Annotated in this window: 13 protein-coding genes and 1 tRNA gene; 11 read left to right on the top strand and 3 right to left on the bottom strand. The window is 55.7% G+C overall.

Annotated features, from left to right (window positions below; all coding sequences use genetic code 11):
* Nucleotides 1-6 precede the first annotated feature (6 nt).
* Nucleotides 7-318 carry a N(4)-acetylcytidine aminohydrolase gene (gene yqfB / locus ROR01S_RS05665; RefSeq protein WP_004867365.1) on the top strand — a complete coding sequence of 104 codons (312 nt, stop codon included), beginning with the start codon at nt 7-9 and terminating at the stop codon, nt 316-318.
* Nucleotides 319-479: 161 nt separating this feature from the next.
* Nucleotides 480-1,139, top strand: a complete 660-nt coding sequence (gene trhA / locus ROR01S_RS05660) for a PAQR family membrane homeostasis protein TrhA (protein ID WP_004867362.1) — start codon at nt 480-482, stop codon at nt 1,137-1,139.
* A 121-nt stretch (nt 1,140-1,260) separates the two neighbouring features.
* Here the strand turns inward: trhA and ygfZ are convergent, their stop codons facing one another.
* Nucleotides 1,261-2,244, bottom strand: a complete 984-nt coding sequence (gene ygfZ / locus ROR01S_RS05655) for a tRNA-modifying protein YgfZ (protein ID WP_004867359.1) — start codon at nt 2,242-2,244, stop codon at nt 1,261-1,263.
* A gap of 296 nt (nt 2,245-2,540) precedes the next feature.
* Between ygfZ and sdhE the strand changes: the two genes are divergently transcribed.
* Nucleotides 2,541-2,807, top strand: coding sequence for an FAD assembly factor SdhE (gene sdhE, locus ROR01S_RS05650; RefSeq protein ID WP_004867358.1), 267 nt, complete (start codon nt 2,541-2,543; stop codon nt 2,805-2,807).
* Nucleotides 2,788-3,198, top strand: coding sequence for a protein YgfX (locus ROR01S_RS05645; RefSeq protein ID WP_004867355.1), 411 nt, complete (start codon nt 2,788-2,790; stop codon nt 3,196-3,198). The genes sdhE and ROR01S_RS05645 overlap by 20 nt, the downstream gene beginning before the upstream one ends.
* A 7-nt stretch (nt 3,199-3,205) precedes the next feature.
* On the opposite strand, the gene fldB is transcribed toward ROR01S_RS05645, so the two are convergent.
* Nucleotides 3,206-3,727, bottom strand: coding sequence for a flavodoxin FldB (fldB, locus tag ROR01S_RS05640; RefSeq protein ID WP_004867353.1), 522 nt, complete (start codon nt 3,725-3,727; stop codon nt 3,206-3,208).
* 177 nt (nt 3,728-3,904) lie between these two features.
* On the opposite strand from fldB, the gene xerD reads away from it, so the two are divergent.
* The 5 genes from xerD to lysS all read left to right on the top strand — a co-directional run bounded on the left by xerD (nt 3,905) and on the right by lysS (nt 10,024).
* Nucleotides 3,905-4,801: a site-specific tyrosine recombinase XerD gene (xerD, locus tag ROR01S_RS05635; protein ID WP_015585784.1), complete on the top strand. Its 897-nt coding sequence runs from the start codon at nt 3,905-3,907 to the stop codon at nt 4,799-4,801.
* Between the two features lie 22 nt (nt 4,802-4,823).
* Entirely contained in the window at nt 4,824-5,537 is a 714-nt protein-coding gene (dsbC, locus tag ROR01S_RS05630) for a bifunctional protein-disulfide isomerase/oxidoreductase DsbC (protein WP_004867349.1), read from the top strand.
* A 5-nt stretch (nt 5,538-5,542) separates the two neighbouring features.
* Nucleotides 5,543-7,276: a single-stranded-DNA-specific exonuclease RecJ gene (gene recJ / locus ROR01S_RS05625; protein WP_064356671.1), complete on the top strand. Its 1,734-nt coding sequence runs from the start codon at nt 5,543-5,545 to the stop codon at nt 7,274-7,276.
* Between the two features lie 122 nt (nt 7,277-7,398).
* Nucleotides 7,399-8,497 (top strand): peptide chain release factor 2 gene (gene prfB / locus ROR01S_RS05620; protein ID WP_099001586.1). Its coding sequence is split into 2 segments (ribosomal slippage): nt 7,399-7,473 and nt 7,475-8,497, totalling 1,098 coding nucleotides; the frame shifts between segments, so codons are not numbered across the junction.
* Nucleotides 8,498-8,506: 9 nt separating this feature from the next.
* Nucleotides 8,507-10,024, top strand: coding sequence for a lysine--tRNA ligase (gene lysS / locus ROR01S_RS05615; RefSeq protein WP_004867343.1), 1,518 nt, complete (start codon nt 8,507-8,509; stop codon nt 10,022-10,024).
* 116 nt (nt 10,025-10,140) lie between these two features.
* On the opposite strand, the gene idi is transcribed toward lysS, so the two are convergent.
* A complete protein-coding gene (idi, locus tag ROR01S_RS05610; RefSeq protein WP_004867340.1) occupies nt 10,141-10,695 on the bottom strand; it encodes an isopentenyl-diphosphate Delta-isomerase in 555 nt (184 codons plus the stop codon).
* 231 nt (nt 10,696-10,926) lie between these two features.
* Here idi and actS point away from each other — a divergent pair, with 231 nt between their 5' ends.
* Both actS and ROR01S_RS05600 read left to right on the top strand, forming a co-directional pair.
* Nucleotides 10,927-11,649: an amidase activator ActS gene (gene actS, locus ROR01S_RS05605; RefSeq protein ID WP_064356672.1), complete on the top strand. Its 723-nt coding sequence runs from the start codon at nt 10,927-10,929 to the stop codon at nt 11,647-11,649.
* A gap of 80 nt (nt 11,650-11,729) precedes the next feature.
* Nucleotides 11,730-11,803, top strand: a tRNA-Gly gene (locus ROR01S_RS05600).
* Nucleotides 11,804-12,286 lie beyond the last annotated feature (483 nt).

Raw genomic sequence — 12,286 nt, 5'->3', positions numbered from 1 at the left:
TATATCATGCAGCCGAATGACATAACCTTTTTTCAGCGCTTTCAGGACGACATCCTCGCCGGGCGCAAAACCATCACCATTCGTAATGCCGCCGAGTCGCATTTTAAAACCGGCGACGTGCTGCGCGTTGGCCGCTATGAAGATGACGGCTATTTTTGCACGATAAGCGTGGTGGCGACGTCCACGGTAACGCTCGATACGCTCACGGAACGTCACGCCGAACAGGAGAATATGACCCTCGCGCAGCTGCGTCAGGTCATTGCGGAGATCTATCCAGGCGAAGACCAGTTTTATGTTATTGAATTCAAAAGGCTTTGATAAAACAGCGAACGACTGTTAGTTGAAATTTTAATGTAACATTATGATTTTATAGTATTTACAAATATTAATCTTTTTATTTTAGCTAACAGGTGTTCACTGGAATCATTCTCAGTTACCCTAGGTGAGCATTGAAAGCGTTCTTGTTTTCGGAGTCAAATATGGTTCGCAAACCATTAATCACACAGGGTTATTCTTTGGCAGAGGAAGTCGCCAACAGCATCAGTCACGGTATCGGGCTGGTATTTGGCATCGTTGGCCTCGTCCTCCTGCTGGTGCAGGCGGTCGACAGCAACGCCAGCGCAACGGCGATTACCAGCTATAGCCTGTACGGCGGCAGCATGATTATGCTGTTCCTCGCCTCTACCCTCTATCATGCTATTCCCCATCAGCGAGCCAAGCTGTGGCTGAAAAAATTCGATCACTGCGCCATCTATCTGCTGATAGCGGGAACCTATACGCCTTTTCTACTGGTAGGGCTCAATTCACCGCTTGCGCGCGGCCTGATGGTGGTCATCTGGAGCCTGGCGCTGCTGGGGATCTTGTTTAAGCTCACCATTGCGCACCGCTTTAAGGTCCTCTCACTGGTGACCTATCTGACGATGGGCTGGCTGTCGCTGATCGTGGTTTATCAGCTGGCGATCAAACTGGCGGCTGGGGGGGTAACGCTGCTGGCGGTCGGGGGCGTGGTGTATTCGCTGGGGGTTATCTTCTACGTCTGCAAGCGCATTCCTTATAACCATGCAATCTGGCACGGTTTTGTGCTGGGCGGCAGCGTATGTCACTTCCTGGCCATTTATTTGTACGTCGGTCAGGTATAAATAAGAGGCCGCATCGGCGGGGAATTTCCCGGCGGTGCGGCGCTTGCCGAAACGACAGCACCGCACAGTCCGGGATGTTGCCGCCTGAAGAGCCTGGCAGCGTTAAGGCGATCTTCGCGCTTTAACTCTCTTCCAGTGAATAGGGCAGCGGAACGATGCTTAATGTACCGGCATCATCGCGCACGCGGAAGACGCTGTCTGGTTCCATATCGTTATTCATCACGACCTGCACCAGCAGTTGACCATCATCCAGCAGCACAGCTGCCAGCACGGTGCCGGTCCGGCGCCAGTTCTCACCCATCTTCAGCTCAAGGTCTTCTCCGGCTTCCGGGACGCGGCTCGCTTTCCCGGCCAGATACCACAGGGCGCGTTTGTTCGCACCGCGGAATTTCGCCCGGGCGACCATTTCCTGACCGGTATAGCAGCCTTTCTTAAAGCTGATGCCGCCCAATGCCTGCAGGTTTGTCGCCTGCGGGATGAACTGCGCGCTGTTGGCGCTGTCTATGACCGGCAGGCCGGCTTCGATGTTGAGCGCCAGCCACTGCTGGCTGTTGTTCAACTGCGCATCGCTGCGCAACGCGTCGGTTACGCGGGTGGCGGTTGCCACATCGGTCACCAGCAGAAAGCGCTCCGCCGGATGTTCAAACCACAGCAGGCTGGTCACGCCGTCGGTGACGAGCGGTTTGTCGCTGCCCGGAAGTTCGCTGAACAGCGGCGCCAGCGCGGCGCGGGCCTGGAAACCGGCAACGCCCAGCAGGACGTGTTCATCATCGGCGGCAATGGTCACTTTAGAGAACACCGCATATTTCTTCAGTTCAGCGAGCTGGGAATCGCGCAGGCTGCGGCGTTCAATCCAGGTAAAACCACCGTCGCGGCGGAAAACCCGCAGGTTGCTCCACATCTTGCCCTTGGCATCGCAGTGCGCGGCAAGCAGATGCCGATCGTCGGTTAATGCGCTGACATCGGCGGTAATCTGCCCCTGCAGATACTTCTCGCCATCCTGACCGGTAATCGTTGCCAGCGCCCAGTCATCCAGCGTCATCAGCGTTAACGGCAGACGAGAGGAAGAAGAAGGCTGACGCGGAGGAAAAGGTGTAAAAGCCATAGTCATGTCCTGAATAGCTTAACGCAGAGTGAATAGCTAATGGTAAAAGAGCTATGGTGCAATGCAAGTGCTTTTGGCAGGCCATTTGTGCCCTGAAAGCACAAACGGGGAAACGAAGGATAAAGATAAAGCCATATTTTAAATGTGGTTTTTGTGGAATGGCGTTCTCTGTTCTCGATATTGCTGTAAAGTAAGTGCAAAAAACGGGTTAAACTAACCTATCAACAACGTCTTGTCAGGCAGCGCTTCGGCGACCTGAAGGGCGCGTAAGACTCTCTTTATGCTGGAAGGACAACATGGACATTACGAATAAAGCCCGCATCCACTGGGCATGCCGCAGGGGTATGCGTGAACTTGATATCTCCATCATGCCGTTTTTCGAGTATGAGTACGATACGCTCAGCGATGAAGACAAACAGCTGTTTATCCGTCTGTTAGAAAACGACGATCCGGATCTGTTTAACTGGCTGATGAATCATGGCGAACCGGCTGATGCGCAACTGCAACGGATGGTAAAATTAATCCAGACTCGGAATCGGGAACGTGGTCCTGTGGCAATCTGATTTACGCATCTCCTGGCGCTCACAGTGGTTCTCGCTGCTGCTGCACGGCATTGTGGCGGCTATTGTGCTGCTGATGCCCTGGCCGCTGAGCTACACGCCGCTATGGCTATTGCTGCTGTCGCTGGTGGTGTTCGACAGCGTGCGCAGCCAGCGGCGGATCCACGCCTGTCGGGGGGAAATAAAGCTGATGACCGATTCGCGTTTGCGTTGGCAAAAAGCGGAATGGGAGATTGTCGGCACGCCGTGGGTGATTAATAGCGGGATGTTGCTGCGTCTGCAGGATATGCAAACGCGTCGCCGCCAGCATCTGTGGATCGCTGCAGACAGTATGGACGCCAAAGAGTGGCGAGATCTGCGCCGGTTGGTGTTACAAAAACCGGCACAGGAGTAAAAGCCTGTCAGGCGAACTGCTCAGCCATTTCGCCGAGGATTTGCTCGCACCAGTTCTGGATGCGATCGTCGCTCAGGTCATACTGATTCGTCTCATCGAGCGCCAGGCCAACAAACAGCTGGCCATCGGCGATAATCGGTTTCTGGCTGGTGAATTCGTAACCTTCCGTCGGCCAGTAACCGATAAACTTAACGCCTTTGGCGCTCAGTTTGTCGTGCAGCATTCCCAGTGCGTCAAGGAACCATTCGCCGTAACCCAACTGGTCACCCATGCCATACAGCGCCACAATTTTATCCTGCAGATCCAGTGCGTCCAGCTGTTGCCAGACGGCTTCCCAGTCTTCCTGAATTTCGCCGAAATCCCACGTCGGGATACCGAGAATCAACACGTCATACTGTGTCATCAGGGAAGGGGAATCATCTTTCAGATTATGCAGCGTCACTAATTCCGGGCCGATGATATCGCGGATCTTCTCCGCTGCCATCTCGGTGTAGCAGGTACTGGAGCCGTAAAAAAGACCTATGTTCATGGCGTAAACATCTCAATTCATGCGGTGATTTTGCGGCTAGTTTATCAGAAAGCCGTCGTCAGCCGCATACTTAAGCTGTTCCGCCAGCCGGCCGGGAAAAAACAGCGCCGCCGTTTTTGCCAGCCGGGCCACTTATTTGGGTATACTGAAGCCGTTTTAACGAGCAAAGAGGGCGATGTGAAAGAGGATCTCGCACGAATCGAACAGTTTCTTGATGCCTTGTGGCTGGAGCGCAATCTGGCGGAAAATACGCTGAGCGCCTACCGTCGGGATCTGACGATGGTAGTGGAATGGCTGCATCATCGCGAGTTATCGCTGGTTAGCGCCAGCGGCGAGGATCTTCAGGCGCTGCTGGCCGAGAGACAAACGGGCGGCTATAAAGCCACCAGTACCGCGCGGCTGTTGAGCGCCGTGCGCCGTTTCTTCCAGCACCTCTATCGGGAGAAAATTCGTCCGGATGACCCCAGCGCGCTGCTGGCGTCACCGAAACTGCCGCAGCGGCTGCCGAAAGATCTGAGTGAGGCTCAGGTCGAACGTCTGCTGCAGGCGCCGCTGGTCGAGCAGCCTCTGGAACTCCGCGATAAAGCGATGCTTGAGGTGCTGTACGCGACCGGCCTGCGCGTGTCGGAACTGGTGGGCCTGACGATGAGCGACATCAGCCTGCGTCAGGGCGTCCTGCGGGTGGTGGGTAAAGGGAACAAAGAACGGCTGGTCCCGCTTGGCGAAGAGGCGGTGCTGTGGGTTGAGAATTACCTGGAGTACGGGCGCCCCTGGCTGCTGAACGGCGTGGCATCTGATGTGCTTTTTCCAAGTCAGCGCGCGCAGCAAATGACGCGCCAGACCTTCTGGCATCGGATTAAGCACTATGCCGTGCTGGCCGGAATAGATAGCGCGAAGCTCTCCCCGCACGTTTTACGCCATGCGTTTGCCACGCATTTACTTAACCATGGCGCAGATTTACGCGTGGTACAGATGCTGTTGGGACACAGCGATCTCTCAACGACGCAGATCTACACCCATGTCGCGACCGAGCGTCTGAGACAACTTCATCAACAGCACCACCCGCGGGCGTGAGTGCTGAATAAAAGGACTGAGTATGAAAAAAGGTTTATTGATGTTTACGCTGCTGGCGGCGACGCTGTCCGGTGCGGCCCATGCGGATAACGCGGCTATCAAACAGTCGCTGGCTAAACTGGGCGTACAGAATACGGATATTCAGCCATCGCCGGTTGCCGGAATGAGCACCGTACTGACCGACAGCGGCGTGCTGTATGTGACCGATGACGGTAAACACGTCATCCAGGGGCCGATGTATGATGTCGGCGGCGCACAGCCGGTAAACGTCACCAACGCGCTGCTGGTGGGCAAGCTGAACGCGCTGGAAAAAGAGATGATTATCTATAAAGCGCCGCAGGAAAAACACGTTATCACCGTTTTCACCGACATCACCTGCGGCTACTGCCACAAGCTGCACGAAGAGATGAGCGACTATAACGCGCTGGGAATTACCGTTCGCTACCTGGCCTTCCCGCGCCAGGGCCTGCAAAGCCAGACCGAGCAGGATATGAAAGCCATCTGGTGCGCCAAAGATCGTAACAAAGCGCTGGATGACGCGATGAGCGGTAAAGGTATTCAGCCGGCGAGCTGCCAGGTCGATATCAGCAAACACTACACGCTTGGCGTGCAGTTCGGCGTTAACGGCACGCCGGCGATGGTGCTGAGCAACGGCTACGTGCTTCCGGGTTATCAGGGGCCGAAAGAGCTGAAAGCCTTCCTTGATGAGCATCAAAAACAGACAAGCGGTAAATAATTCGCGTGAAACAACAGATACAACTACGCCGCCGTGAGGTGGTTGAAGGGGCTGAGCTCCCCGCCGACCTGCCGCCGCTGCTGCAGCGGCTGTACGCCAGCCGCGGCGTCCTGCATGCCCAGGAGCTCGAACGCAGCGTCAAAGGCATGCTGCCGTGGACGCAGCTGAACGGCATCGAAAAAGCCGTTGAGATGCTCTACGACGCATTCAGGCAAGAGCGGCATATCGTCGTGGTCGGTGATTTTGACGCCGATGGCGCCACCAGTACCGCGCTGAGCGTGCTGGCGCTGCGCGCGCTGGGCTACAGCAATGTCTCCTATCTGGTGCCAAATCGTTTTGAAGATGGCTACGGGTTAAGCCCCGAAGTAGTCGATCAGGCCCACGCCCGCGGGGCGCAGATGATTATGACCGTGGATAACGGCATCTCTTCCCATGCCGGCGTCGATCGTGCCCACGCATTGGGGATCCCGGTGGTCGTGACCGATCACCATCTACCGGGTGAGACGCTGCCGGCAGCGGAAGCCATTGTGAACCCCAATCTGCGCGACTGCGATTTCCCCTCGAAATCGCTGGCCGGCGTCGGGGTAGCGTTCTATTTGATGCTGGCGCTGCGCACGTTCCTGCGTGATAAAAACTGGTTTGAAGAACGGGGCATCACGCCGCCGAATCTTGCCGAACTGCTGGATCTGGTCGCGCTCGGGACGGTGGCTGACGTTGTGCCGCTGGATGCCAATAACCGCATTCTCACCTGGCAAGGGCTGAGCCGTATCCGTGCCGGTAAGTGCCGTCCGGGGATCAAAGCGCTGCTGGAGATTGCCAACCGCGATCCGCAAAAGCTGGCCGCCAGCGACCTGGGGTTTGCCCTGGGACCGCGGCTGAATGCGGCAGGCCGGCTGGATGATATGTCGGTCGGCGTGGCGCTGCTGTTGTGTGATAACGTCGGCGAAGCGCGGATGCTGGCTAATGAACTGGATGCGCTGAACCAGACGCGCAAAGAGATTGAGCAAGGGATGCAGGCGGAGGCGCTCACGCTGTGCCAGCAGCTGGAACGCAGCGGCGACACGCTGCCCGGGGGGCTGGCGATGTATCATCCGCAGTGGCACCAGGGCGTGGTGGGGATTCTGGCGTCGCGGATTAAAGAGCGTTTCCATCGCCCGGTTATCGCCTTCGCCCCAACCGGCGACGGGCTGTTAAAAGGCTCCGGGCGCTCTATCCAGGGGTTGCACATGCGCGATGCGCTTGAGCGCCTTGATACGCTGCATCCGGGACTGATTCTCAAGTTCGGCGGCCATGCGATGGCGGCGGGGCTGTCGCTGGAAGAGGCGCGTTTTGAGGAGTTTCAGCTGCGTTTCGGCGAACTGGTCACCGAGTGGCTGGATCCGGCGCTGTTGCAGGGAGAAGTGATCTCTGACGGCCCGCTGGAAACGGCTGAGATGAGCATGGACGTTGCGCATCTGCTTCGTGAGGCGGGACCCTGGGGACAGATGTTCCCGGAGCCGCTGTTTGACGGTCGTTTCCGCCTGTTACAGCAGCGCCTGGTGGGCGAGCGACATCTTAAAGTGATGGTCGAACCGGTTGGCGGCGGCCCGCTGCTGGACGGGATTGCCTTCAACGTTGATACTTCGATTTGGCCGGATAACGGCGTACGCGAAGTCACTCTGGCCTATAAGCTCGATATTAATGAGTTCCGAGGCAACCGCAGCCTGCAGCTTATCATTGACCATCTCTGGCCGGTCTGACGAAAAAGCCGTCAACAAACAGGCTGACGGAAAGCCGAAGTATATATAAAAGAGAGCGGGGATCCGGTACAATTCCGCTCTTATCACCGCATTTTGTCGAATCCATTAAAAGAAAATCGATCATGTTTGAAATAAATCCGGTAAAAAACCGCATTCAGGACCTCACGGAGCGCTCTGACGTTCTTAGGGGGTATCTTTGACTACGATGCTAAGAAAGAGCGTCTGGAAGAAGTAAACGCCGAGCTGGAACAGCCGGACGTGTGGAACGAACCTGAGCGCGCACAGGCGCTGGGTAAAGAGCGTTCTTCACTGGAAGCCATCGTCGAGACGTTGGATCAAATGTCCCAGGGGCTGGAAGATGTTTCCGGACTACTGGAGCTGGCTGTCGAAGCCGAAGACGAAGAGACCTTCAACGAAGCCGTTGCCGAACTTGACGTGCTGGAAGAGAAACTGGCGCAGCTTGAGTTCCGCCGCATGTTCTCCGGCGAGTATGACAGCGCCGATTGCTATCTCGATATTCAGGCCGGTTCCGGCGGTACGGAAGCCCAGGACTGGGCCAGCATGCTGACACGTATGTATCTGCGCTGGGCCGAAGCGCGCGGCTTCAAGACCGAGATTATTGAAGAGTCAGAAGGTGAAGTGGCGGGCATTAAGTCCGTGACCATCAAGATTATCGGCGATTACGCCTACGGCTGGCTGCGTACCGAAACCGGCGTCCACCGCCTGGTGCGCAAGAGCCCGTTCGATTCCGGCGGCCGTCGCCACACCTCCTTCAGCTCCGCATTTGTCTATCCGGAAGTGGATGACGATATTGATATCGAAATCAACCCGGCGGACCTGCGCATTGACGTTTACCGCGCCTCCGGTGCGGGTGGTCAGCACGTTAACCGTACGGAATCCGCGGTGCGTATCACCCACATTCCGACCGGCTTAGTGACGCAGTGCCAGAACGACCGTTCACAGCACAAGAACAAAGACCAGGCCATGAAGCAGATGAAAGCCAAGCTTTATGAGCTGGAAATGCAGAAGAAAAATGCCGAGAAGCAGGCGATGGAAGATACCAAATCCGACATCGGCTGGGGCAGCCAGATCCGTTCTTACGTGCTGGATGACTCCCGCATTAAAGATCTGCGCACCGGGGTGGAAACCCGCAATACTCAGGCCGTGCTTGACGGCAGCCTGGATCAATTTATCGAAGCAAGTTTGAAAGCAGGGTTATGAGGAACCAACATGTCTGAACAACAAGCACAGGGCGCTGACGCGGCAATTGACCTTAATAATGAACTGAAAGCCCGTCGTGAAAAGCTGGCTCAGCTTCGTGAGCAGGGTATCCCGTTCCCGAACGATTTCCGTCGTGACCATACCTCTGACCAACTGCACGCTGACTTCGATGCGAAAGAAAACGAAGAGCTGGAAGCACTGAACGTTGAAGTCTCCGTTGCTGGTCGTATGATGACCCGCCGTATTATGGGTAAAGCCTCTTTCGTCACTCTGCAGGATGTCGGCGGCCGCATTCAGCTGTACGTCGCGCGTGACGATCTGCCGGAAGGCGTCTACAACGAGCAGTTCAAAAAATGGGACCTCGGCGATATCATCGCGGCGCGCGGTAAGCTGTTTAAAACCAAAACCGGCGAGCTGTCTATCCACTGCACCGAACTGCGTCTGCTGACCAAAGCCCTGCGCCCGCTGCCGGACAAATTCCACGGCCTGCAGGATCAGGAAGCGCGCTACCGTCAGCGCTACCTGGATCTGATCTCCAACGACGAATCCCGCAAGACCTTTAAGGTTCGCTCCCAGATTCTGGCCGGTATCCGCCAGTTCATGGTCGGTCGCGGCTTTATGGAAGTCGAAACCCCGATGATGCAGGTGATCCCTGGCGGCGCGTCTGCCCGTCCGTTCATCACCCATCACAACGCGCTGGATATGGACATGTACCTGCGTATCGCGCCGGAACTGTATCTGAAGCGTCTGGTTGTGGGCGGCTTCGAACGCGTATTCGAAATCAACCGTAACTTCCGTAACGAAGGCATCTCCGTGCGTCATAACCCAGAGTTCACCATGATGGAACTCTATATGGCGTACGCGGACTATAAAGATCTGATCGAGCTGACCGAATCCCTGTTCCGTACCCTGGCGCAGGATATTCTGGGCAACACCGCGGTTCCTTATGGCGATCAGACCTTCGACTTCGGTAAGCCGTTTGAAAAACTGACCATGCGTGAAGCTATCAAGAAATACCGTCCGGAAACCGAGATGGCGGATCTGGATAACTTCGATTCCGCAAAAGCGATTGCAGAGTCTATCGGCATTCACGTTGAGAAGAGCTGGGGTCTGGGCCGTATCGTGACGGAGATCTTTGAAGAAGTGGCGGAAGCGCACCTGATTCAGCCGACCTTTATCACCGAATACCCGGCGGAAGTCTCTCCGCTGGCGCGTCGTAATGACCAGAACCCGGAAATTACCGACCGCTTTGAGTTCTTTATCGGCGGCCGTGAAATCGGTAACGGCTTCAGCGAGCTCAACGACGCGGAAGATCAGGCGCAGCGCTTCCAGGACCAGGTGAATGCGAAAGCCGCTGGTGACGATGAAGCCATGTTCTACGATGAAGACTACGTGACCGCGCTGGAACACGGCCTGCCGCCGACCGCCGGTCTGGGTATCGGTATTGACCGTATGGTGATGCTGTTTACCAACAGCCATACCATCCGCGACGTCATCCTGTTCCCGGCAATGCGCCCGGTTAAATAAGAGCGACCGTCAAAAACATAACCCCGGCTACAGGCCGGGGTTTTTTTTTGTGCCCCGCTGCGCGAGTCGCGGGAGGATGCGGACTGGCGGCGAAAAACCGCTATCCGGCAAGACCGTTAATAGCGCAGCTGCGCGACATAGTTTCTCAACGCCTGCCGGGCATTATCGTCAGCCGCTTCGAGCACCATCCACGGACTGTAGGCCCACGGGGTGAGCGCCAGCGCTTGCAGTAAATCTTCCAGCTCACACCACTGATAGTCCATGACCTCGTCGCTATTGGCCAGCACCGGACTGATAATGCGTGCGGCGTAAACCGGGCAGACTTCGTTTTCGACAATTCCGTTTGGGGCCACCGCCCGGTAACGAAACGCCGGATGAACGGAGGCGATGTTGGCAATGTTAACGCCCAGTTCAAAACGGCTGCGCCGCGTCACGGCCTGTTCAAACGTCTCTCCGCTCTGGGGATGTCCGCAGACGGAGTTGGTCCAGACCCCGGGCCAGGCTTTTTTACCCAGTGAACGACGCGTCACCAGCAGCTGGCCGCGGTCATTAAACAACCAGCAGGAAAAGGCGAGGTGCAAAGGGGTATTAAGGGTATGGGCGGCATATTTTTCCAGCCTGCCAACAGGCTTATCTTGCTCATCGAGCAAAATGACATGTTCCCCGGTCATGACAACTCCTGATAATAAAAATGACCCGGCATACGCTCGCCTGGTCACACACTCGGCACTAGGGTAGCCGATAACCGCTCGAAAGGCATTACCAAAACACGCTTCGGGCGCTGCAGACGGGGAAACACGAATCCGACAACGCAAGCGTATCGATTGGGGATCTGCCTGCGGGCTGGTATGATAGTTGTCCGTTGTGACGAGATGAGAGCTGTGCTGAGTGCAGGACGCCTGATGAGAAAACGCTTTTTTATCATGATGATGTTGGTCAGCAGCCTGGTGATTGCAGGATGTTCCAGTTCATCTGATTCCGGTTCCGTCTACACCGTGAAACGCGGCGATACGTTGTACCGTATTTCCCGGACAACCGGTACCAGCATTAAAGATCTGGCCCGACTGAATAATATCTCCCCACCGTATACTATTGAGGTTGGACAGCGTCTGAAGCTGAATCCGGCCTCGGGCGCCACAAAGGGCGGTTCATCCGGGAAAAGCAGCGCCGGTAAGCGCACCGCGGCCAGCAAGCCGCCGGCCACGCTGCCGCCGGTCTCCTGGCCACCGGTGGGGCAACGGTGCTGGCGCTGGCCGACCAGCGGTAAAGTTATCCTGCCTTATTCATCAAATGATGGTGGTAATAAGGGGATTGATATTGCCGGCACGCGCGGCCAGCCGGTCTATGCGGCAGGGGCGGGTAAAGTGGTGTACGTCGGTAATCAGCTCCGCGGTTACGGTAATCTGATCATGATTAAACATGGTGAGGATTACATCAGCGCCTATGCCCATAATGACAAAATGATGGTCAATAACGGTCAGAACGTGAAGATTGGCCAGCAGATAGCCACGATGGGAAGTAGCGACGCCGATTCCGTGCGCCTGCATTTCCAGATTCGCTACCGGGCGACGGCTATCGATCCACAGCGCTATTTACCGCCGCAGGGCAGTAAGCCAAAGTGCTAAGAGGTTATTTTATCAGCAGTTAGCGTGATTCAGTCTTGTAAGACGGTGCGTAAGGTCTATAATGGCCCTCGCACCTCAACGCGGGCGTAGTTCAATGGTAGAACGAGAGCTTCCCAAGCTCTATACGAGGGTTCGATTCCCTTCGCCCGCTCCAGAATTTCTCCTGTGATAACATATCTTAGATAACATACTGTTTTTGAAACAAGTTTCTGAAATTGTATTGCATATCAGCCTCTCGTTTTAGCGCTCAAAAATACACCGGCAGTTGTCACGGAAAGTTACGGTTAGATGAACGTTTAACTTAACTCGGCGACGGTTCCAGATTGACGCCGCGATAGCAAAACGCAAACGAAAAAGCCTGACCGGGCATTGTCATTTCATCGACAGATTGATCACCCCCATTTAAACCCGATGTGTGGCCTTATGAGCCATGTAAACCGGTGAATAGCGGTAATGCTCCGGTCGTGACGACAGCTCCGGCTCTGCCAGTGCTTCGCTCGCGCTCCTGACGATACACCAGCATCCTGACAGGGGCATTGTTCTGATAATCAGATGAAGTCGCTCCGCTTGTTGTGTGTCACCAGCGAGGTTTGTTGGTTTCTATTGTCTGAAATCATAAGAGCATAGCCAGCGTGAA

The organism is Klebsiella ornithinolytica NBRC 105727 = ATCC 31898, assembly GCF_001598295.1.
Lineage (GTDB): Bacteria > Pseudomonadota > Gammaproteobacteria > Enterobacterales > Enterobacteriaceae > Klebsiella > Klebsiella ornithinolytica.
This window is presented reverse-complemented; position numbering and strand designations above follow the sequence as displayed.

What these genes read in the sequence shown, in the direction of transcription:
- yqfB (WP_004867365.1), top strand. Translation starts at nt 7, where the DNA reads ATGCAGCCGAATGACATAACCTTTTTTCAGCGCTTTCAGGACGACATC.
- actS (WP_064356672.1), top strand. Translation starts at nt 10,927, where the DNA reads ATGAGAAAACGCTTTTTTATCATGATGATGTTGGTCAGCAGCCTGGTG.
- lysS (WP_004867343.1), top strand. Translation starts at nt 8,507, where the DNA reads ATGTCTGAACAACAAGCACAGGGCGCTGACGCGGCAATTGACCTTAAT.
- sdhE (WP_004867358.1), top strand. Translation starts at nt 2,541, where the DNA reads ATGGACATTACGAATAAAGCCCGCATCCACTGGGCATGCCGCAGGGGT.
- fldB (WP_004867353.1), bottom strand. Translation starts at nt 3,727, where the DNA reads ATGAACATAGGTCTTTTTTACGGCTCCAGTACCTGCTACACCGAGATG.
- ygfZ (WP_004867359.1), bottom strand. Translation starts at nt 2,244, where the DNA reads ATGGCTTTTACACCTTTTCCTCCGCGTCAGCCTTCTTCTTCCTCTCGT.
- dsbC (WP_004867349.1), top strand. Translation starts at nt 4,824, where the DNA reads ATGAAAAAAGGTTTATTGATGTTTACGCTGCTGGCGGCGACGCTGTCC.
- trhA (WP_004867362.1), top strand. Translation starts at nt 480, where the DNA reads ATGGTTCGCAAACCATTAATCACACAGGGTTATTCTTTGGCAGAGGAA.
- idi (WP_004867340.1), bottom strand. Translation starts at nt 10,695, where the DNA reads ATGACCGGGGAACATGTCATTTTGCTCGATGAGCAAGATAAGCCTGTT.